Below are 20,715 nucleotides of genomic sequence, written 5' to 3'. Positions count from 1 at the left end.
TAGAATCGGTCACCGGGCCGTCTTCCGCGGGAACACCACGGTGATGAGCCAGATGGCGATCACCATGAACCCGAGGCACCAGGCCACCGCGATCCAGGGGTCGGCGCCGGGGTCCCTACCGTTCATCAGGGCGCGGGCGGCATCGATGACGGGAGTCATCGGTTGGTGCTCGGCGAATCCCTGCAGCCACCCGGGCATGGTGTCCACGGGCGCGAACCCACTGGAGACATACGGCAGGAATAACAGGATGAAGCCGTAGCCGTTGGCGGACTCCGGTGATCCGGCCACGAGGCCCAGGAGGGCGAAGATCACCGTGATGGCCAGGATCCACAGCAGGATGAGCCCCACGGCGGCCAGCAGCTGCCCCACCGTGGCCTCGGTGCGGAATCCGACCGCGAAGCCGACCAGGAAGACCACGGCGGTGGCCATCAGGTTGCGGGCCATGGAGGACACCGTGTGGCCCAACAGGACGGTCACCGACGGGAACGGCATGGTCCGTAAGCGGTTCATGAACCCCGTGGTCACGTCCTGACTGACCACGACGGCCGTGTAGGAGGCCCCGAAGCCGGCCGCCGTGAGGACCACGGCCGGCATGACGTAGGCCAGGTAGGCCTCGCGCCCGCCACCAGTGCCCACATCGATGGCGCCGCCCATGATGAACGTGAAGATCAGCATGAGCAGCACCGGCAAGAGGATCGCCATGAGCATCGACTCGCCGTCCCGGAAAGACTTCTTCAGGCTGCGGACCGAGAAGACCTTCAAGGACGTGAGGAATCCGGCGCCGGCGGCCACGGGGACGGCCGGATGAGCGGAGGGACGGGTCGCGGTGATGGTCATGATGAGGCTCCTTCGGTGGGCTGCCCCGTGAGCTGGAGGAAGACCTCGTCCATGCTGGGCTTGCGGACGGTCACGGCCAGGTGGGGATGCTGGGTTGCCAGTTCGGCCAGGGTTCGGGACACGTCTGCGGCCGTTCCGTCCGTGGCGTGCTCGACCTGCAGATGACCGGCGCCGTCGTGCAGCTGGATGGCGGCACCGCCCACGAGCTCTTTGAGTTCATCGGCTGTGCCCTCGGCGACGATCCGACCGTCGTCGAGCACCAGGATCTGATCGGCGAGCGCCTCTGCCTCGTCAAGGTACTGGGTCGTCAGGAACACCGAGGTGCCACGATCCGCCAGCCGGTGGATCTCGTCCCACAGGGCCTGGCGGCTGCGGGTGTCCAGGCCCGTGGTGGGCTCGTCCAGGAAGATCAGTTCCGGTTCGGCGATCAGGCTGATGGCGATGTCCAGTTTGCGGCGCATGCCTCCCGAATAGGTGGAGACCTTGGCGGACTTCGAGGCGGTCAGTCCGAACTGGTCCAGCAGGAGTCCGCCGCGGCGTCGCGCTGCCGAACGGGACAGACCGAAGAGTTGCCCCATCATGTCCAGGTTCTCCGTGCCACTCAGGGCTTCGTCGACGGCCGCGTACTGGCCGGTGAGCGCGATCTTCTGCCGCAATTGCGTTCGGTCGGCATAGACATCCAGGCCCAGCACCCGGGCTCGACCGGCATCTGGGCGGATCAGCGTGGACAGGATGTTGATCAGGGTCGTCTTGCCGGCGCCGTTCGGTCCGAGCAGTGCATGGATTCCGGGTGGCAGGCTCACCCTCAGGTCCCGGAGGACCCGCCGGCCGCCGAAGGACTGGGTCAGGCCGTCCACCTCGACCAATTGATTTGTGTATGACATACACTGAGTATGACATACACAGTCAGTGGTCACCAGTGCGACCGTCCCCCACGGTGAATGAGAAGATGCTGGGATGGGAAACGAGACCACCGAGGGCGGGCTGCCCCGGGCCGTCGCCGCAGCCTGGGGACTCCTGGAGACTCCGCAACGCGGACCGGCCCGTGGCCTGAACCACCGCCGAATCGCCGAGGCCGCCGTTCGTATCGCCGACGACGAAGGCCTCGCCGCTGTCACGATGGCTTCGGTGGCACGCTCCCTCGGATTCACCACGATGTCCCTGTACCGATACGTCAGCAGCAAAGACGAGCTGTTGCGTCTCATGCAGAATGCCGCCGTCGAGATCCCGGTGGAGACCCGGCTGCCCGACACGTGGCCGGAGGGCATCAAGACATGGGCGGATATGGTACGGCTGTCCTACCGGTCGCATCCCTGGCTCATGGACCTCCCCCGCGACCAGGCCGCCGTCCTGATGCCGAACACCATGCGCGCCGCCGAACTGGGCCTGGCCACCCTGGCCGGATTGGACCTGGACGATGCAGAGAAGCTGGGGGTGATCCTGCTGATCTCGCAGCATGTGATGTCCATGGTGGAACTGGAACGCTCCCTCGCTGTGGAGGGCGGACTCTCCCTCACCGCCGAGGGACTGGAACGCCTCGCCACGGTGATGACCGCCGAAGAGTTCCCGCACCTGGCCGCCATGGTCTCGACCGGCGGCTTCTCGGAGGACACCCCCGCCGGAGCTGATCGACCCGACCGCGCCGACCCAGAACTCGCTGGCCTCACTGATTCGACTGATCCAGCTGACGTCGAGGTCGAATACGCCCTGGGCCTCGAGCTCATCACCGCCGGCATCGACGCCCTGTTCGCCCGTCGGGGCAACGCCGCGGCCACCAACAGTACCGCGCGCACCGCCGCTCGCGAACAATCCTCCCCATGACCGAGATCCTGCTGTTCCACCACGCCCTGGGCTTGACCGACGGTGTCCGCTGGCTGGCCGGGCACCTCGATGACGCCGGGCACACGGTGCACACCCCGGACCTCTTCGCCGGGCGAACCTTCGGCACGATCGAGGACGGGGTGGCTCACGCCGAGCAGGAGGTGGGCGTGGCCGGCCTCCTGGAGCGGGCGGACGAGGCGGCCGCCACCCACCCGGAGGCCACAGGTTTTCTCGGCATCTCCCTGGGCGCCCTGCCGGCCTACCGGCTCGCCCAGACGCGTCCGTCAGCCCGCGCCTGCATCGCCGTTTCCGCCGCGCTGCCGGTGGACCATTTCGCCCCGCACTGGCCGGCCGGAGTCGCGCTGGATCTGCATCTGAAGAGCAGCGACCCATGGGGCGAGGATGACCTGCCGGTGGCCTGGCGACTGGCCGGCGAGGTGGCCGAGCTCTACGAGTACCCGGGCGATCAGCACTTGTTCACCGAGCATGGACACCCGGACTTCGACTCCGTCGCCACGGACCTGGTCCTGTCACGCACGCTCGCCACGCTGGAGCGTATATCGGACTGAAGCCGGCCGCACCAGGTTGCACCAGACCGCCAGGCCGAACCCGAGCGCTGCCGAATCCGTCGGACTTTGCCGTTCCCGGACCGGATCAGCGCCTCGCTCGGCGCCACCGCACGATGGAGCGGGCGAACACGGCGAGGCCCACCATGGCCAGGGCGATCAGCCCGGCGAACAGGTAGCCGGCCTCGGGCGAGATGCCGTCGATGAAGGCACCGGAGACCGGGGCGCCCAGCGCGGCGCCGGCGGTCATGGCCGAACCGTAGTAGCCCAGGGCCTCACCGCGCCGCTCCTCGGTCACCACGGCGGACATCAGGGCAGAGGCGGCCGCGAGGGTCGGGGCCGTGAAGAGCCCCGAGATGAGGGAGACCACCGCGAGCGCCCACATGCCGTCCACGAGCGCCAGCGGCAGCGTACCGAGCGCGAAGAGTGCGAGCAGCAACAACGGAGAGACCCGCCGCCCCATGGCCCCGTAGAGGATGCCGCCGACCGCCGAGGCACCGCACCAGAACGCGATCACGACGCCGGCCTGGGCGGCCTGGCCGGAGCGTTCCAGTTCCGCGACGATCGCCACCTCGGTTCCGGACATCAGCATCCCGGAGCCCAGGGACACCGCCAGCACCGCGAGCGCGGTGCCGCTGAGCCAGCCGAAGGAGGTGCGCAGCCGGGCCAGCGGTCCGCGCCGGGCTGCGACCTGCGAGTCGGCGCCGGGACCCGGGCCAGCGTCAGGGTGCGGCCGGGAATCCGGGCGGGGGCCGGCGTCGTGCGGGGAAGCGGAGCGGACCACGGGAAGGGTGCCCGTGGTCAGCTCGGTGGCCGTGAGGTCCAGGTGCGCTGGAGCCCCCTGCACAGAGCCGTCCACCGCCCGCCGCAGGTCCTCCTCGGCGGAGTACTCGCGCTCGGTGCCGGGCCGGGCCAGGAAGGTCCCGAGCTGGGAGGAGCGCGTGGGCGGGTTGAACCACATCAGGTAGAGCCCGGCGGCCACGGCGGACCAGCCGATGATCGCCAGCCCCCAGGCGCTGGACCAGCTGGTGGCGACCACGGCACCCAGCGCGGGACCGACCATGAAGATGGTCTCGGTGATGATCGAGTCCAGGGCGAACGCCGTCTCGCGCCGCGGACCGTGGGTGAGCACGCCGATGGACTGGCGCACCACCGAGAAGACCGGCAGGGCGAAGAGTCCACCGAGGAAGGCGCCGAACAGCAGCCAGGGGAACGGCAGGAAGGGCACGGCCGTCCACACCGCCCCCAGTGTGACCACGGAGGGCACCAGGGCCCGGCGCAGGCCGAGCCGGTCCACCAGCCGGCCACGCCACGGCGAGCCCACGGCCATGCCCAGCGTCATGGCGGCCACGGCCAGGCCGGCCGCCCCGTAGCCCAGGTCCATGGTCACAGCCACGTGCAGGGTCAGGATGATGCCCGTGGCGGCGTTGGGGAATCGGGCGATGAAGCCCACGCCCAGGACACGGCGGATGCGCACGTCCCGCAGCAAGTGCCCGTAGGCGGCGAAGTTCACCGCTCGATGCTAACTGAACCGCGGTGCGCCCACCTCATGACCGGCTCACCCCTGGGCCGCCAGCGGGATGCGCCCTCCAGCCAACACCATCTCCACTTGCCGGTCCGACAACCGGTGGCGCAGCACCACCTCTCGGCCTCCGATGCTCGCGGCCACCGAATGGCCTCGGCGCAACGCCTCGTGGATGCCCTCGATGACCACCGTGTCCCCCCTCGAGAGGGTCTCGAGGTCGGCAAGGTCCTCGAATTCCAGGGCGAGGATCCCGAAGTTCGCGAGATTCTGCCAGTGGATCCGGGCGAAGGACTGCGCGATCACGGCCTTCAGACCCAGGTATCGCGGGGCGATCACCGCATGCTCCCGAGACGAGCCCTGGCCGTAGTTCTTCCCGGCCACCACCACGTGCGCGCCGACCGCAGCGGCGTTCGCCGGGTAGTCGGGGTCAAGGCGGGTGAAGGTGAACTCGGAGATCTTCGGGATATTCGAGCGGTAGGGCAGCACCCGTGAGCCGGCCGGCATGATCTCGTCGGTGGAGACGTCGTCCCCTATCACCAGGGCCACGGGCGCGGACAGACGGTCCTCGAGGGGGTCGAAGTCCGGCAGGGAGGAGATGTTCGGCCCCTTGACGAGGTTCACCCGTGCCGCCTCCTCTGGTGGCAGCGGAGGGAGCAGCATCTCGTCCATCACCGCGAACCGCACGGGCATCTGCGGCCGCGGGAAGCTGATGCCCGGGGAATCAGCGAGGGTGCGTGGGTCCGTGATGCGGCCCGTCAGCGCGGCGGCCGCCGCCGTTTCCGGAGAGCACAGCCAGACGGCGTCCTCCTCGGTGCCGGAGCGGCCGGGGAAGTTCCGTGGCATGGTGCGCAGCGAGTTCCGCCCGCTGGCGGGGGCCTGCCCCATGCCGATGCACCCCATGCATCCTGATTGGTGGATCCGGGCGCCGGCCGCGACCAGCTGCGTCAGCCAGCCGCCGGTGATCAGGTCGGCCAGCACCTCACGCGAGCTGGGGTTCACCTCCACGGAGACCCGCTGGTGGGCCTGCCGGCCGGCCAGGATCTCGGCGACCACCGCGAAGTCCCTCAGCCCCGGGTTCGCCGAGGAGCCGATGACCACCTGGTAGACCTCCTCGTCCTGTAGCTCGGCGACGGGTACCACGTTGCCGGGCGAGGACGGCCGGGCGATCAGTGGTTCCAACGCCGAGAGGTCGATGTGCTCGGTGAGGTCGTAGTCGGCCCCCTCGTCCGCCTCCCACCGTTCGAAGTCTGCGTCCCGGCCGACGGCCTCCAGGTAGTCGCGGACCGCATCGTCGGCTGGGAAGACTGTTGCGGTGGCCCCGAGCTCGGCGCCCATGTTCGCGATCACGTGCCGGTCCATCGCCGTGAGGTGCCGTAGTCCCTCGCCGTGATATTCGATGATGCGGCCCACGCCCCCGGTGACGCCGTGGCGGCGCAGCATCTCCAACACCACGTCCTTGGCCGAGACCCAGTCCGGCAACGTGCCGGTCAACTCCACGCCCCAGACCTCCGGCAACGCCACGTACAACGGCTGGCCGGCCATCGCCATGGCCACCTCGAGTCCGCCCACGCCGATCGCGAGCATCCCTAGCGCACCGGCGGCACACGTGTGGGAGTCCGAGCCGATCAACGTTGCCCCCGGCCGCCCGAAGTGCGCCTGATGAACGGGATGCGAGACGCCATTGCCGGCCGGGGAGAACCACAGCCCGAACCGCTGCGCGGCAGAGTGCAGGAACAGGTGGTCATCGGAGTTCTTCTCATCGGTCTGGAGCAGGTTGTGGTCCACATACTGCACCGATAGTTCGGTGCGGATCCTCTCCAGCCCCATCGCCTCCAACTCCAGCATCACCATGGTGCCGGTGGCGTCCTGGCAGAGGGTCTGGTCCACTCTCATCCCGATCTCGGTGCCGGACTCCAGGTCCCCTTCGACGAGGTGTGCGGCGATCAGTTTCTGAGCGACGTTGAGTGCCATCGTGCTGCCCTCCCGGGACGACGGAACACCGGCCGGACCGCCGGCGGGCCTGTCCACGAGCCTAGGGCGGTGAGGACGCGCCTGGCCAGAGCTCGCGGTGGGCGGCAACGGCTCGACCCGCGGGTCCGTGCACGTTGTCAGTTGGCGTTGCTGGCCTTGTCCCGGATCAGGTCCAGGGCGATCACGCTGCCGATGACGGCGTAGCGCACCACCTCCGGCATGCCGGGATCCAGCTCCACCGCATAGCGGCTGCGGCCCAACATGGCCCTGCCGAGCCCGGCCCATTTCCTATCCACGCTGGCCACCGGTACCTGCCCCGCCAACAGGCGGAAGGAGAACCCGGACAACGAACCGTCCAGCTGCAGGTCCGTGCCGTCCACCACGGAGATCGCCACGGAGGTGCGGAACAGGGAGATCCGCTGGACGATCTCGGCGATGGGCTCCCCCTGCGGGCCAGTGACCCGGTACCGGTCCCGGCCGAGGGTCATGGCGTCCTCCACGCGGAACAACGGGGTGCCGTCCAAGTCTTGGATCTCGAACTGGCGGTTGCCGCGGAACATCCTCGAGGCCGCCGAGCCTCGCGTGTGACCGTGCGCGACCACGTGCCCCTCGCCGTTCTCGATCGCGAAGTCATTGGACATGAAGCCGGTGACCTGCTGCATCACCAACAGGTTCTGGCCGCTGAGGCTGCTCGTGGAGCTCATGCGCCCAGTCTCCCCTCCCGCGCCGTACGGTCAAACCGGACGCGCGGTGGGGGCCGGTGAAGGCCAGGGAGAAGAGCAGGCAACAGTGCAGGGAATAGTCCGAGGCGTCTTACCGTTGGACCAGATGATTCAAATTTGCAACACTCAGAACAAGGCCCACCGGCGGCCATACCGGAAGCCAGCAAGGAGCAACCATGCAGTTCGGCATCTTCACCATCGGCGACATCACCACGGACCCCACCAATGGGACGACCCCCACTGAGCACCAGCGGATCAAGAACACCGTGAAGATCGCGAAGCACGCCGAACAGGCCGGCTTCGAGGTCTTCGCCACTGGCCAGCACCACAACCCGCCCTTCGTGGCCCCTGGCAACCCGCCCACCCTGCTGGCGTTCCTGGCGGCTCAGACCGAAAAGCTCATCCTCTCCACCGCCACCACGCTGATCACCACCATGGACCCGGTGCGCCTGGCTGAGGACTACTCCTACCTGCAGCACCTGGCGGATGGCCGCGTGGATCTGACCATGGGCCGCGGCAACACCGGGCCGGTGTACCCCTGGTTCGGCAAGGACATCCGCCAGGGCATCCCGCTGGCCGTGGAGAACTACCACCTGCTCTACCGCCTGTGGCACGAGGAGAACATCGACTGGCAGGGCCGCTTCCGCACCCCGCTGCAGGACTTCACGCTGACCCCGCAGCCGCTGGACGGCGTCGCGCCGTTCGTGTGGCACGGCTCGATCCGTTCCGCGGAGATCGCCGAGCAGGCCGCGTACTACGGCGATGGGTTCTTCCACAACAACATCTTCTGGAACAAGGAGCACATCATCCAGATGGTGCAGCTCTACCGCCAGCGCTATGAGTACTACGGACATGGCCAGGCCCACCAGGCCTATGTCGGCCTGGGTGGCCAGGCCTTCATGGCCAAGAACTCGCAGGACGCCGTGAAGCAGTTCCGCCCGTACTTCGACAACGCCCCGGTGTACGGCCACGGCCCATCCCTGGAGCAGTTCACCAAGATGACCCCGTTGACCGTCGGGTCCCCACAACAGGTCATCGAGCGCACGCTCGAGTTCCGCGACTGGGTGGGCGACTACCAGCGGCAGATGTTCCTCATGGACCACGCCGGCCTGCCGACTGACGTGGTGCTGGAGCAGCTCGATCTCCTGGGAGAGGAGGTCCTGCCAGTACTTCGGAAGGAGTTCGCGAAGCTCAAGCCCGCGGACGTGCCCGAGGCACCGACCCACGAGTTCCTCGTGGAGCGCGCCCGTCGCGGCGAGGCCCCCGTCCCCGGCGGCAAGGAGGGCTCACCGGCCTGGAAGGATGCGCAGGAGCATGCCGCGCAGGCCGCCGCGTCCAGCGCTGACGCCGCCCCGAGCAACAGCACCAGCACCAGCACGAAGGAGAATTGAGCCATGGATGAAACCCCGGATTTCGGCTCCCCCGCCGCCACGGATCCCTTCACGCCGCAGGCCCGCCACCTCGTGGTGGTCTCCGGCGGACTGGGCGACCCGTCCTCCTCGCTGATGCTGGCGAATCGGATGGCAGCGGCCGCGGCGGACCACCTCTCCACTGAGGGGATCGTCCCCGAGATCCATGTGGTGGAGCTGAGACTGCTGGCCACGGAGATCGCCGAGGCCACGGTCAACCCGGCCCGGTCGGCAGACCTGCAGGCCGCACTGGACCAGGTGGAGCAGGCCGACGGCATCGTCACCGTGTCCCCCACCTTCAAGGCCAGCTATTCGGGCCTGTTCAAATCCTTCTGGGACCTGGTGGACAACGATGCCCTGCGTGGCGTCCCCGTGCTGCTCGGCGCCACCGGCGGCACGCCACGCCATTCGCTGATGATCGATACCGCACTGCGGCCGCTGTTCAGCTACCTGCGTTCCAAGGTCCTGTCCTCCTCGGTGTTCGCCGCCTCGGACGACTGGGGCGAGGTCACCGGCGGCCAGGAGTCGGCCCGGACCACTCCGCTGCAGACGCGGATCGAGGCCGCGGGTGCCGACCTGGCCTCGGTGGTCGGGCGGCTGCCGGCCCGTCCGCGCAGGGCCACCGGTGAGGTGAAACCCATGGAGGTGATTCCCTTTGACCAGCTCCTCCGCGGAAACTGACGCCTGGTCCCGGACCTCCGCCCCCGGCGCCACTGAGGCTGACGTTGACTGGCAGGCGTGGCGGGCCTACTTCGAGGCCACGGCCCTGCTGCAGGACCGCCTCGACCGGACCCTGAAGGAGTCGGCCGAACTGCACCTGGCCGACTACAACCTGCTGCTGCTCCTCTCCGAGGCGCCGGAGGGACGGTTGCGCATGGGAGAGCTGGCCCGGCTGATGGTCTTCTCTCCCTCTCGCGTGACCTACCAGGTCAGAACACTGGAGCAGCGAGGCCTGGTGGAGCGGTGTGCCGCGGCCACCGACCGGCGCGGGGCGGAGGCCGTGATCACCGACGCCGGCCGGCACCTCTTCCGTAGGGCCGCGGCCGTGCACTCCCGCCAGGTGCAGGCCCTGTTCCTGGACCGGCTAGACGACGGCGAGGCCGAGACACTGCTCCGAGTGTTCTCCCGGCTGGGCCGGTCGTTGGAGGGCCGGGAGCCGGACTCCCTCAACTGCTGACGGTGATCTCCACCGAATCCGCCTTCTCGGCCAGGGAGGGCACCTCGCCGAGCACCTGCTGCAAGGTCGCGGCCAACAGCCGCAACCCGGCCTCATCCCGGGCAGCCGCCAGCACGGGGTCCGGGTAGGCCACGAGCCGCAGTTCCGGCCCGGAGCCGCCGCCCGGCAGCACAGCACCGGAGGCGGTACGGGAGGCCACGCCGGAGCCAGGTGCCAGGCCGATACTCTCCAGTCCGGGCACCAGATCCACGATGGATGACAGCTCACCGGCCAGCACCTCATCCGCGTACGACGGCGTCCAGTCCTGCTGCTGGGCCAACGCCCACACAGCCGGCCGCCGTACCACGAAGGTGCACTCGGCCGCCGGATCTACCACGACCAGCTCGGCCCCCTCGTCCACGGCGGACAGGCACGCACGCGGCATCCACGTGGCCACGGGCCTGGCCTGCGGATGCCATGCCGTCAGGGCGGGGACGTTGGTGAAGACAGGAAGGGCCGTCCGGCCGTCCGGAGCCTTCAGCGTCACCAGGGAGATGTCCGACTCCTTGTCCCCGTGCTCGTGGTCGGCGTGCCCGTCCTGATCGCGGGCCGTCTCGGCGACCGTCGGCAGCACGGCGGCGAACACGCGCATGCGGGACAGCACGTCCACCACGGAGGGCTCTCCGGCCTCGCCAGCCGCCAAGCGGTCCAACACCGGGCCCCAGGCGGGGTCCGCAGTGCCATCGTCCGTGTCGAAGGCGTGCAGCGGGTTGGCCGAGCCGTCGATCCCCTCTCCGGAGAGGTCCCGCCCCTCCCAGGCGAGGCCGGCCGAGTCGGCGGGGCGGCCGGCGTCGTCCCGGTGCTGGCGCTCCAGGTTGCGCTGGATGGCGGCCTGGATATGCCCGGGGAGGTGAGGGCCGGAGTCGGGACCACTCACGGGGCGGGGTACTCCGCCACCGCCGCTTCGATGGTGGCGCCGGAGGCTACGGCGAGCGCCTGCTCGAGCGTGAAGCGGCCGGCGTAGAGGGCCTTGCCCATGATGGCGCCCTCGACTCCTGCTCCTGGGCCGGCGGTCCCCACGCCCACCATCGCGTAGAGCGCGGAGATGTCCTCCAGCGAGGAGATGCCACCGGAGGCCACCACGGGCTTGGCGGTCCTCGTGGCGACTTCGGCCAGCAGTTCCGTGTTCGGGCCCTTCAGGGTGCCGTCCTTGGTGACATCGGTGACGACGTAGCGGGAGCAGCCGGCCTCCTCGAGGCGCGCCAGCACCTCCCAGAGGTCCCCACCCTCCTTCGTCCAGCCGCGGGCGGCCAGGGTGGTCCCGCGCACGTCCAGCCCGACGGCGATCTGGTCACCGAAGCGCTCGATGACCCGTGCTGTCCACTCGGGATCCTCCAGGGCGGCGGTGCCGAGGTTGACGCGGGTGGCGCCCATCTCCAGGGCGTTCTCCAGGGAGGCGTCGTCCCGGATGCCACCGGAGAGCTCGATCTTCACGCCCAGTTCCGTGACCACCCGGGACATGACCTCGCGGTTGTCACCGCGGCCGAACGCTGCGTCCAGGTCCACCAGGTGGATCCACTCGGCGCCGGCCTGCTGGAAGGCCAGAGCGGCCTCCAGGGGTTCTCCGTACCCGGTGGCAGTGCCGGCCTCGCCTTGGACGAGCCGTACGGCCTGGCCGTCCTGGACGTCCACGGCGGGCAGCAGTTCAAGCTTCTTCTCGGTCAACGTGGATCCTCTCGGGAATGCGGAAATAGAGACAACAGGAGTAGAGACATCAGAAATGAGAACCAGCAGAGTCAGGGCGTAACTCAGGTGAGTCGATTGGGCCGGGCGCCTACGGAAGCAGCAGGAATCCGGCCACGATCGCCATCACGGCGCAGACCACGAAGCCGATCTGTAGCCACACCGGGAACTTCTGCTTGCGCAGCGAGTAGGCCCCGCCGAGCAGCAGGCCGCCCAGAGCGATGAGCAGGGTGGTCCAGTACGGCATCAGAGGGTTCCCAGCCAGTTGGTGAGCAGCTGCATGCCGGCGTCCCCGGACTTCTCCGGGTGGAACTGGGTGGCGGACAGCGGGCCGTTCTCCACGGCTGCGATGAAGTCGGCCCCGTGGTTCGACCAGGTCACCCGCGGCGGGTTCATCGCCTGGTGGGTCTGGTCGAAGGTCCAGTCCAGCACCCCGTAGGAGTGCACGAAGTAGAAGCGCTCGTCCTCGATCCCGCGGAACAGATCTGAGCCGGCGGGTGGCCGCACGGTGTTCCAGCCCATGTGCGGCACGATCGGGGCCGGCAGCGCCTCCACCACGCCGGGCCACTCGGCCATGCCTTCGGTGCGCACTCCGTGTTCCACACCGGCGTCGAACAGGATCTGGTGACCCACGCAGATGCCGAGCACGGGCCGGCCGCCGGCCACACGGCGGCCGATCCACCGGGTGGCGCCGGTGGCCTGGAGGGATTCCATGACGGACTGGAAGGCGCCCACGCCGGGGACCACGAGCCCGTCCGCGTTCATCACGGCGTCCGCGTCTGCCGTCAATTCGGCGTCCGCCCCGGCCCGCTGCAGGGCGCGCACGGCGGAGTGTGTGTTGCCCGAGCCGTAGTCGAGGACAGCGACGGTCGGCCGAGAACCGGAGCGAGTTCCGGTCATAGCGCTCCCTTCGTGGACGGGACCCCGGTCACCCGCGGGTCGTCCTCCACCGCGGCGCGCAGGGCCCGTGCGAACGCCTTGAACTGCGCCTCCACGATGTGGTGGGGGTCCCGGCCGCGGACGATGTCCATGTGCAGGCAGATCGACGCGTGGTAGGTGATGGCCTCGAAGACGTGGCGCGTCATGGACCCGGTGAAGTGTCCGCCGATCAGGTGGTATTGCTGGCCCTCCGGCTCACCCTCGTGCACCAGGTAGGGGCGCCCGGAGACGTCGACGACGGCGCGCGCCAGCGCCTCGTCCAGCGGCACCGACGCCTCGCCGAAACGGCGGATGCCCGCCTTGTCCCCCAGTGCGGTCTTCAGGACCTCGCCGAGCGAGATCGCCACGTCCTCGACGGTGTGGTGCACGTCGATGTGGATGTCCCCCGTGGCCCGCACCGTCAGGTCGATCTGTGAGTGCTTGGCCAGGGCCGTCAGCATGTGGTCGTAGAACGGCACGGAGGTGGAGATCTCCGAGGAGCCCGTTCCGTCCAGGTCCATCTCGACGTAGACGTCGGACTCGGAAGTGGTTCGCTGGATCCGGGCCTTGCGTCCGGATATCAGCTCTGCGCCCATGGCGGCTCAGCTCCTCGTGTGAGTGGGTGGGGATCCGGTGGTCCAGTCTACCGGTGCTCAGCGCCAGGGGGCGTAGATGCGGTTGGTCACCGTACCGCCGATCTCGATCCACACTGCCGAGAGCGCATCGTGCGGCTGGCACCCGACGTTGCCGTTCACGAGCCGGCCCTCAGCATCCGCGATGAAGTCGACCTCGCCCGGATACCAGGAGGTCTCCCGGCCGTCCTCGGCTCTGATACCCCGGCAGGTGCCGCCGGTCACGGCCTGGTGGGGCTCGAAGCCGCGGGCGTTGAGCACGGAGTAGTGGCAGTTTTTGAAGGCGTTGTCGCCGCCGCAGGCCTCCGGGTCCCCGAACGCCGCCCCGAGGGCGAGACTGGTCGTGGGGTCGGGCACTCGTTGAGAGGTGGCCGGGCGTTCTGAGGTGGCGCAGTCACCGTCGGCGCACACCGTCACCTCCAGGGTGTAGCCCGTGGCCGGACGGACCCACTCGGTGGTGTGCGAGCCGCTGTTCTGAATCTGCCGGCCGTTGAGGGTGGCGGTCATGGTGGCGTTGCGCCCGTTGCCGGCGGTGGCCGTGTTGGTGCCCCAGGAGAACGCGACGCGGCCCTGGCTCTCCGTGGCCGTGATGGCCGGCGGTTTCAGCGGCCCGTAGGCGATGGCGGTGGAGGCCTTCTGGGAGGTGCCCGCTCCGGCCGCGTTCTTGGCCCGTACCGTCAGCGGGTAGCTGGTGCCGTTGGCCGGAACCGTGATGGTCCCGGAGGTGCTGGACCCGAGGCTGGCCCACCCTCCGCCGAGGGAGTACTCATAGCTCACCGGCGAACCGTTGCTCGCCGCCCCCGAGAAGGAAATACTCAGTTTCCGGTCGGCCCCGGTGGCCGAGGTCGTCAGTCCGGAGATCGGGCCTGGCTGTCCGTACGGCGTCACGGACGCCGATGGTCCCGACGCCGGCGAGTCGCCTTCCCCGTTCGAGGCCATCACGGAGAAGGAGTACCCCGTGGACTTGTCCAGCCCGGACCAGTCCAGGGACGTGGTTCCGGGTCCGACCCGCCGGGTATCGACCACCGAACCGCCGGCATGGGCCCGCACGGTGTATCCCTCAAGGGCCGCACCGTTGTCATCGGCCGCCGACCACGCCACCCGCACCACACCGCCGTGCACCACGGACTCGTCCTTGACCGCTGAGGGGGTGCCCGGGGCGAACGGCTTGCCGGCCGGGACGGCGTCGGTGGACCACGCGGACCACTGGGAGGGCTCCTCGGCCTGATTGACCGCCTGGAGCCGGAACCGGTAGGGCACCCCATTGCCCAGGCCGTCCCAGCGTAGGGACGTCCCGGCTCCGGTGGTGCGGGTCGCGGACCCACTGAGCGCCGGTGAGACCTGCACCCGGTAGGAGGTGATCGCCGAGCCGCGGTTCTCCGGCGCGGCCCAGGTCAGATCCACTACGCCGTCCCCGGCCACGAGGGTGGGCGCGGCGGGCATCTCCGGACGCACGTCGGGAACTGCGGGAGCCGAAGGTCCAGAGGCTTCCGACTCCCCCACCTCGTTGGTGGCAGTCACTGAGAACCGATGCTCAACGGCGTTGGCCAGCCCCGTGATGGTGCACGCGGTGGCCGAGCACGCCTGGGTGGCGCCTGTGGTGGTATCAGTCACGGTATAGCCGGTGATGGGCGCCCCGTTGTCCGTGGGCGCGGCCCAGGACAACGAGACCTCACCATCCTCCACGCCCTCGATGCGTGGGACCCCGGGAGCGCCCGGGGCACCCTTGACCACCACGGTGACCGTTCCTTGCGCCTGGCGGGTGGGGTCCCCGGTGATGTCCTCGATGCCATAGGTGACCTGCATCCGCCCGGAATAGTCCGCGTCCGGGGTGATGGTGACGGTGGTGCCGTCCGTCGCGGCGGAGCCCGAGCCTGTGGTCACCGTCGCGGAGATCACGGTCAGCGGCCCCTCGTCGGCGAAGGGGTTCACGTCATTGGCCAGTACGTCGACGGTGACGGGTTCACCCGCCCGCCCTTCCGGCACCTCGTCGTCCAGCGCCAGCGGCGCCGGCCGGGAGGTACCCACGACCTGCACGGAGATCTCCGCCGGTACCGGATCAGTTTCACCATCGGACACCGTGAACCCGACGGAACCGGACGTTCCCCGCTCGGCGTTCGAGGAGGGAGTCACGGTCAAGACCGTGCCGGTCAACTCGGCTGCGATCTCGCCGGAGACCGCGCCGAGCGCGAGGGTGAGGTCGTCGCCGTCGGGATCCCGGGCCAGCGGGGCCAGGTCCAGGACGGCCGGGTCTCCGCCCTGTTCCACCTCCAGGGAACTGGACTGGACCGTGGGCGGGGTGTTCTGGTCCGGGCGGGGCACCACCGAGACCGGGAGGGAGAGCGTGGAGACCAGACCGTTGGGGTCGCCGCCGCCCTCGCCGTCCGTGACGGACACGTTGATCGAGGCGCTGCCCGCATATCCGGGATCCGATGTGAAGGTGACCTCGGTGGCCGAGCCGATGTCGAGGCGCGCGGACGCCGGTGCTGCGGCCGCGGCGTCATCGCCGGTCAGCTGCGGGGTGCGACCGTCCCGGACGCCGATGTGGTCCGTCAGATCCACCCGGAGCGGGTCCCCGGCCATCACCTCCAGGGGTTCCTCGAGGGTCAGCCAGGGGGCCCGGGCATCCTGGCCAGGAATCAGGATGAAGGCGTGGCCGGTGCCGCCGTCAACGTCGGTGATCGTATACATCAGGGTCTGGGCGTCCTGGGCGACGGGCACCACCACCTCATCCGCCTGGACCCTGGCCCCCGCGGCCTCCGCGGCGGGGTCGAGGGAGATCTCCAGGTCCCCGACGTCGCCGTCCGGGTCCTCGTCGTTGGTCAGCACGGGGACGGCCACCTGCTGCTGATCGGCGATCTGCTCCACACCGACCGCATCATCGCGGGCGATCGGCGGCATGAGCGGCGCATCGGGGTCGATTCCGATGGAGAGGTTGGCGGTGTCCGTGGCTCCGGCCGGATCCGCGATCGTGTACTGCAGGTTCACGTGTCCGGCCTCCTCGGGGGCGGTGACCCGTACGCGGCCGTCGGCGATCTCCACGGCCGTGTCCGGCGCCGAGGACTGGAACCCTCCCTCGACCAGGGCGACCGGGTCTCCATCCGGGTCGGCGTCGTTGACCAGCACATTGGTGGTGAAGGTGCGGCCCGGCCGGACCTCCACGGAATCATCCAGGGCCACGGGAGGGTGGTTCACGGTCGGGGGCTGCGCGATGCCCACCGACACGGTGCCGGTGGCGATGGCCCCCAGCCGGTCGGCGACCTGATAGGTGAACGTGTCCGTGCCCGCAGCGGACTCGGTCGCCGTGTAGACAAGCCTCCCCTCCTCCATCCGCACGGACCCCTGGGTCGGCGGGGACTGCACGCCCACCAGGGTCACCGAATCGCCGTCCGGATCGGTGCCATTGAGGTCGACCGGCACGGTCACGGCGTTGCCGGCCAGCACCCGCGCCTGGACCGACGGTGGCACGGGTGGGTTGTTCGCGGCGCGGTCCATGGGTGTCACGGTGAACTCCACCGGGGCAGAGGCCTTCTGTCCATCAGGGCCGCTGACCTCATAGGAGACGTTGACCCGGCCGGCCTCGTTGCCGGCCCGGTACCGCAGCATGCCATCGGAGACGAAGGCCCGGCCCCTCCCCTCGACCGGTTCCTTCACTAGGTCCGTTTCCAGGGTGAGATCACCATGATTGGGATGCGAGTCGTTTGCCAGCACGTCCACGGTGACGATGTCTCCCGCCCGCACCGTCTCCGAATCTGCCGTGGCCACGGGAGGCTGGAGGACCTCCGGGGACGGCAGGGGGACCACGGTCACCTCCCCCGTTGACGTGCCATGGGCGTTGGCCACCCGGTACGTGAACGTGATGGGTCCGTTCAGTCCACCACTGTCCACCACTCGGACATGGTTGAAGTCCTCAACCGCCACCGTGATGGGTGAGGCATCGCCTTCGGCGCCGCCGAGGCCCTCGACCCCCTGGACGACCAGCAGACCTCCGGCCGGGTCGGTGTCATTGCCGAGCACGTTGACCAGCACCTCCCCGCCGGCGGGCAGCAGCGCGGTGTCCCGCACGGCGACCGGCAATCCGCCGTCCTCACCCTCGGGCAGTACGTCCACGCGGATCAGCCCCGGGGCGGAGTCGAACTCGTTGGCGGACACGTATTCGAGGTAGTACGTGCCCGGGGTGGACCCGGTGATCTGCACGGTCCCGGCCGTGGTGCTGTAGGAGACCTCCAATTCCGGCAGCGTGCTCACGTAGGCCAGCCGCAGTTGGCCGCCGAGCGGGTCCTCGTCATTCTCCAGCGGTTGCAGGGTGACGTCCTGTCCAGCCTGGACCGTGACATGGTCGGCCTGGGTGACCGGAGGTTGGATGCCCCCCGGTTCCAGCACCTCGATCCGGGCCGTGCCGGTGGAGCTCTCACGCCCATCGGAGACGGTCACCTGGATCTCGCGGGTGCCGGGGTCACCCGTGTTGTCCTGGAAAGTCAGCTGACCGTCCGGGCGGGTCCGGACCGAGTCCGGGTCATCGGCCGCTGCGCCGGTGAGCTGCAGGTCGTCGCCATCCGGATCCAGCCAGTCGGTCAACACCTGGGCGGTCACGGACTCACCGGCCGGCACGCGCAACACCGGCACCCGTTCCTGCGTCGGGGCGTTGTTCTCCGAATCAGGCACCACGCGCAGGTTGACCTGGGCGGTATCTGTCCCCTGCCGGCCGTCGTCGGCGATGTAGGTGATCGTCTCCGAGCCGCTGGCGGAGTCCGGGACCACGATCTGCATCCCCACGCCGTCCAGGATGCGCTGCACCGTTCCGATGCCGGGCTGGTCACCGTCAAGCCGGGCCGTCAGGACGTCGCCGTCAGGGTCCGAGTCATTGAACAGCACCGGCAGCTGCGTGGTCCGGCCGGCCCGGACGCCGAAGGAATCGTCCACGGCCACGGGCGGCCGGTTCTCCTCCTGCCGGTCCGGCAGGACGGTCTGCTGTGTGACCTCGTCCGATTCCTCTTCCTCTTCGGAACCCTCACCCTTCGGTGGTTCCAGGTCGTCCCAGTTGGAGACCACCTTCATCTGCTCCAGAACCATCCAGGCGGTTCCGGCGTCCGTGTCATTGAGCACCACGCGGTCCCGGTTCACCCTGAACACCAGCTCGGATCCCGCCTGGAACTCAGGGATCGGGACGATCACATCCTGCGCCTCGCCGTCACAGTCGCGTAGGTACTGGCCGGTCTGCGCCGAGGCAGCGTGGGTGCAACCGTTGACGTGTACCGGTGCCGTGACGGCCCCGACGCCGGTGCTTCCGCCGGGCTGCTCCGAGCCGGCCCCCGCATCCGCCGGATCGGTCAACGGCAGGGAGGTCACCTGGCCGCTGCCCAGATCTACCGAGAGCAGGCTCCGGCCGGTGGACAGGGCGAGGTGGTCCGATGCGGGACCTGCCGGCTGCGGCAGTGCCCCGATGAGGCGGTCGTCCTGAATCGAGTGTCCGGGCCAGGACAGCAGACCGGCGGTGGAGTCCACCACCACGGGCACGTCCCCGGCGGTGGTCATGGTGGGCTCGGACATCTCGGCCAGACCGTCGACGCTCTTCTGGTCGGTCTCCTGGAACGCGGCACCGGCGGTATCCGGTCTCTCATAGCGGTGCACCGTCCCCTCATGCAGGTCCGCGATCAGGACATGGCCCTCCAGAGTGGTGGTAGAGACCACGGTGCCCTCGCCCTCATACAGGGGGTCCTCCCCGGAGATCTGGGGAGCCGGGTCCACCGTGCCGGCGAACACCGTGCCCTCGTCCGGATTGCCCGCGGACACGACGCCGCCCCCGAGGGCGAATCCGTCGGTGGCGGGCATCATGACCTGATCTCCGACGGCCATCGCGGAAGGGTCGATGCTGGTGAGTGCACCCGACGCGGGGTCCAACATCAGGACCGTCCCGTCCTGCTGATGCAGGTCGAAGTGATCGACCGGCGGTTTCAGGCCGCCGTCCAGGGTGGTGGACTCGTAGTTCAGGTGGCCGACGTAGCCGCCCTCGTCATAGGTGACCCAGATACCACCGTCATGCAGATCGAGTTCCGCGGTCTCGAAGCCGGGATAGAGAAGGGCACCGGTGGCCACCACGGCACCCACAGCGGAGAACGTCACCGGTGCCTTGATAGACTTCCAGCCCCTGCGCGCCACCGTACTCCCCGTCAAATTCGAGTCACGTGTGCCCGAAACCGGTCACCCGCCCCAGTATAGAGATGACGTGCAGGCTGCACGCCGCCGATGCTCAGGGTTCGGTCAACACCGCGCGCAGTGCGTCCAGGAACGCCGTGGTCTCGGCCTCGGTACCGGCGGTGACGCGCAGGTGGTGGGCGATGCCGACGTCGCGCACCAGCACGCCGCGGTCCAGCAGCCCCTGCCATACGGCATGGGCATCCCCGAGTCCACCGAAGAACACGAAGTTGGAGTCTGAGACGGCCGGATCAAGACCCAGGGCGCGCAGGCCCTCGACGATCCGGTCCCGTTGGCGTTTGATGTCCTCGACGGTCTCCAGCAGCACATCGTAGTGCTGCAGTGCGGCGTTGGCCGTCGCCTGGGCCACCGCGGAGAGGTGGTAGGGCAGCCGCACCAGACGCAGGGCGTCTGCGACCTCGGGTGCTGCGGCCAGGTAGCCGAGCCGGGCGCCGGCCAGGGCGAAGGCCTTGGACATCGTGCGGGTCACCACGAGCCGTGGCCTGCCCGGCAAGAGGGACAGCGCCGATTCGGTGCCGGCGAGGGCGAACTCGGCGTACGCCTCGTCCACGACGACCATGCCCTGGTGGGCCTCGGCTGCCTCATAGACGGCCTCGACCACATCCAGGCCGAGGGCCGTGCCGGTGGGATTGTTCGGCGAGCACAGCAGCACGACGTTCGGCTGCTGCTCCGCGACCTGCTGGGCGGCCGAGGCGGCGGACAGGGAGAAGTTCTCCCCGCGCACACCGGCCAGGTAACCGGTGTCCGTCCCCGCGGCCAGCAACGGGTACATGGAGTAGGTGGGGGGAAAGCCCATGACCGTGCGTCCGGGGCCGCCGAAGGCCTGGAGCAACTGCTGCAGGATCTCGTTGGAGCCGTTGGCGGCCCAGAGCTGTGTCTGGGACAGCCCGTGGCCCAGGTACTCGGCCAACCGCCTGCGCAGCTCGGTGAACTCGCGGTCCGGATAGCGGTTCAGGGTCACGGCGGCCTCGGCCACCGAAGCGGCGATGGCCCGCACCACCCGATCCGGCACCGGATGCGTGTTCTCGTTGGTGTTCAACGTGACGGGCACCTCCAGCTGCGGGGCGCCATAGGGGCTCAGGCCCCGCAGGTTCTCGCGCAGCGGGAGGGCGGCCAGGGCCTCCGGGGTGGACTGGGTATCCGAATTGCTCACCCGAGACAGCCTAGGCGGTGGATGCACCTCGGGCCCGCGCATGTCC

Annotated in this window: 17 protein-coding genes; 5 read left to right on the top strand and 12 right to left on the bottom strand. The window is 69.3% G+C overall.

Features of this window, described 5'->3' with window-relative positions:
- Positions 1 to 9: 9 nt before the first annotated feature.
- Positions 10 to 837: an ABC transporter permease gene (locus tag ABD134_RS01975; protein WP_344226231.1), complete on the bottom strand. Its 828-nt coding sequence runs from the start codon at positions 835 to 837 to the stop codon at positions 10 to 12.
- The gene (locus ABD134_RS01970) at positions 834 to 1,721 is read right to left on the bottom strand and encodes an ABC transporter ATP-binding protein (RefSeq protein WP_344226229.1); all 888 of its coding nucleotides are present in this window, start codon (positions 1,719 to 1,721) and stop codon (positions 834 to 836) included. The genes ABD134_RS01975 and ABD134_RS01970 overlap by 4 nt, the downstream gene beginning before the upstream one ends.
- 73 nt (positions 1,722 to 1,794) lie before the next feature.
- On the opposite strand from ABD134_RS01970, the gene ABD134_RS01965 reads away from it, so the two are divergent.
- Positions 1,795 to 2,658, top strand: a complete 864-nt coding sequence (locus tag ABD134_RS01965) for a TetR/AcrR family transcriptional regulator (protein WP_344226227.1) — start codon at positions 1,795 to 1,797, stop codon at positions 2,656 to 2,658.
- A complete protein-coding gene (locus tag ABD134_RS01960; protein ID WP_344226225.1) occupies positions 2,655 to 3,227 on the top strand; it encodes a dienelactone hydrolase family protein in 573 nt (190 codons plus the stop codon). Before ABD134_RS01965 ends, ABD134_RS01960 begins: the two co-directional genes overlap by 4 nt.
- Positions 3,228 to 3,312: 85 nt before the next feature.
- Here ABD134_RS01960 and ABD134_RS01955 read toward each other — a convergent pair whose 3' ends face one another.
- The 3 genes from ABD134_RS01955 to ABD134_RS01945 form a co-directional block, all read right to left on the bottom strand.
- Positions 3,313 to 4,737, bottom strand: coding sequence for an MFS transporter (locus tag ABD134_RS01955; protein WP_344226223.1), 1,425 nt, complete (start codon positions 4,735 to 4,737; stop codon positions 3,313 to 3,315).
- Between the two features lie 45 nt (positions 4,738 to 4,782).
- Positions 4,783 to 6,720 carry an aconitate hydratase gene (locus ABD134_RS01950; RefSeq protein ID WP_344226221.1) on the bottom strand — a complete coding sequence of 646 codons (1,938 nt, stop codon included), beginning with the start codon at positions 6,718 to 6,720 and terminating at the stop codon, positions 4,783 to 4,785.
- Between the two features lie 137 nt (positions 6,721 to 6,857).
- Positions 6,858 to 7,424, bottom strand: a complete 567-nt coding sequence (locus tag ABD134_RS01945) for an LURP-one-related/scramblase family protein (protein WP_344226219.1) — start codon at positions 7,422 to 7,424, stop codon at positions 6,858 to 6,860.
- 194 nt (positions 7,425 to 7,618) lie between these two features.
- On the opposite strand from ABD134_RS01945, the gene ABD134_RS01940 reads away from it, so the two are divergent.
- From ABD134_RS01940 to ABD134_RS01930, 3 genes are read left to right on the top strand one after another with little or no spacing between them, the layout of a single operon-like run.
- Entirely contained in the window at positions 7,619 to 8,833 is a 1,215-nt protein-coding gene (locus ABD134_RS01940) for an LLM class flavin-dependent oxidoreductase (RefSeq protein WP_344226217.1), read from the top strand.
- A gap of 3 nt (positions 8,834 to 8,836) precedes the next feature.
- Positions 8,837 to 9,532, top strand: a complete 696-nt coding sequence (locus ABD134_RS01935) for a CE1759 family FMN reductase (protein WP_344226215.1) — start codon at positions 8,837 to 8,839, stop codon at positions 9,530 to 9,532.
- Positions 9,507 to 10,028, top strand: a complete 522-nt coding sequence (locus ABD134_RS01930; RefSeq protein WP_344226213.1) for a MarR family winged helix-turn-helix transcriptional regulator — start codon at positions 9,507 to 9,509, stop codon at positions 10,026 to 10,028. The genes ABD134_RS01935 and ABD134_RS01930 overlap by 26 nt, the downstream gene beginning before the upstream one ends.
- On the opposite strand, the gene ABD134_RS01925 is transcribed toward ABD134_RS01930, so the two are convergent.
- From ABD134_RS01925 to ABD134_RS01895, 7 genes are all read right to left on the bottom strand, one after another.
- Complete coding sequence (locus ABD134_RS01925; protein ID WP_344226211.1) at positions 10,018 to 10,944, bottom strand: SseB family protein; 927 nt, start codon at positions 10,942 to 10,944, stop codon at positions 10,018 to 10,020. The genes ABD134_RS01930 and ABD134_RS01925 overlap by 11 nt on opposite strands.
- Entirely contained in the window at positions 10,941 to 11,732 is a 792-nt protein-coding gene (priA, locus tag ABD134_RS01920; RefSeq protein WP_344226209.1) for a bifunctional 1-(5-phosphoribosyl)-5-((5-phosphoribosylamino)methylideneamino)imidazole-4-carboxamide isomerase/phosphoribosylanthranilate isomerase PriA, read from the bottom strand. The genes ABD134_RS01925 and priA overlap by 4 nt, the downstream gene beginning before the upstream one ends.
- 109 nt (positions 11,733 to 11,841) lie before the next feature.
- Entirely contained in the window at positions 11,842 to 11,997 is a 156-nt protein-coding gene (locus ABD134_RS01915; protein WP_344226207.1) for a hypothetical protein, read from the bottom strand.
- The gene (gene hisH, locus ABD134_RS01910; RefSeq protein WP_344226205.1) at positions 11,997 to 12,650 is read right to left on the bottom strand and encodes an imidazole glycerol phosphate synthase subunit HisH; all 654 of its coding nucleotides are present in this window, start codon (positions 12,648 to 12,650) and stop codon (positions 11,997 to 11,999) included. The genes ABD134_RS01915 and hisH overlap by 1 nt, the downstream gene beginning before the upstream one ends.
- A complete protein-coding gene (gene hisB / locus ABD134_RS01905) occupies positions 12,647 to 13,264 on the bottom strand; it encodes an imidazoleglycerol-phosphate dehydratase HisB (RefSeq protein ID WP_344226202.1) in 618 nt (205 codons plus the stop codon). Before hisB ends, hisH begins: the two co-directional genes overlap by 4 nt.
- A 57-nt stretch (positions 13,265 to 13,321) precedes the next feature.
- Positions 13,322 to 19,423 carry an Ig-like domain-containing protein gene (locus ABD134_RS01900; protein WP_344226200.1) on the bottom strand — a complete coding sequence of 2,034 codons (6,102 nt, stop codon included), beginning with the start codon at positions 19,421 to 19,423 and terminating at the stop codon, positions 13,322 to 13,324.
- Positions 19,424 to 19,550: 127 nt separating this feature from the next.
- Positions 19,551 to 20,669: a histidinol-phosphate transaminase gene (locus tag ABD134_RS01895; RefSeq protein ID WP_344226198.1), complete on the bottom strand. Its 1,119-nt coding sequence runs from the start codon at positions 20,667 to 20,669 to the stop codon at positions 19,551 to 19,553.
- Between the last annotated feature and the right edge of the window lie 46 nt (positions 20,670 to 20,715).

It is taken from the genome of Citricoccus alkalitolerans (assembly GCF_039528175.1).
Lineage (GTDB): Bacteria > Actinomycetota > Actinomycetes > Actinomycetales > Micrococcaceae > Citricoccus > Citricoccus alkalitolerans.
This window is presented reverse-complemented; position numbering and strand designations above follow the sequence as displayed.

Coding starts and splice junctions, on each gene's coding strand:
- ABD134_RS01970 (WP_344226229.1), bottom strand. CDS start 1,721: ATGTCATACACAAATCAATTGGTCGAGGTGGACGGCCTGACCCAGTCC.
- ABD134_RS01960 (WP_344226225.1), top strand. CDS start 2,655: ATGACCGAGATCCTGCTGTTCCACCACGCCCTGGGCTTGACCGACGGT.
- ABD134_RS01935 (WP_344226215.1), top strand. CDS start 8,837: ATGGATGAAACCCCGGATTTCGGCTCCCCCGCCGCCACGGATCCCTTC.
- hisB (WP_344226202.1), bottom strand. CDS start 13,264: ATGGGCGCAGAGCTGATATCCGGACGCAAGGCCCGGATCCAGCGAACC.
- ABD134_RS01940 (WP_344226217.1), top strand. CDS start 7,619: ATGCAGTTCGGCATCTTCACCATCGGCGACATCACCACGGACCCCACC.
- hisH (WP_344226205.1), bottom strand. CDS start 12,650: ATGACCGGAACTCGCTCCGGTTCTCGGCCGACCGTCGCTGTCCTCGAC.
- ABD134_RS01950 (WP_344226221.1), bottom strand. CDS start 6,720: ATGGCACTCAACGTCGCTCAGAAACTGATCGCCGCACACCTCGTCGAA.
- ABD134_RS01915 (WP_344226207.1), bottom strand. CDS start 11,997: ATGCCGTACTGGACCACCCTGCTCATCGCTCTGGGCGGCCTGCTGCTC.
- ABD134_RS01945 (WP_344226219.1), bottom strand. CDS start 7,424: ATGAGCTCCACGAGCAGCCTCAGCGGCCAGAACCTGTTGGTGATGCAG.
- ABD134_RS01965 (WP_344226227.1), top strand. CDS start 1,795: ATGGGAAACGAGACCACCGAGGGCGGGCTGCCCCGGGCCGTCGCCGCA.
- ABD134_RS01975 (WP_344226231.1), bottom strand. CDS start 837: ATGACCATCACCGCGACCCGTCCCTCCGCTCATCCGGCCGTCCCCGTG.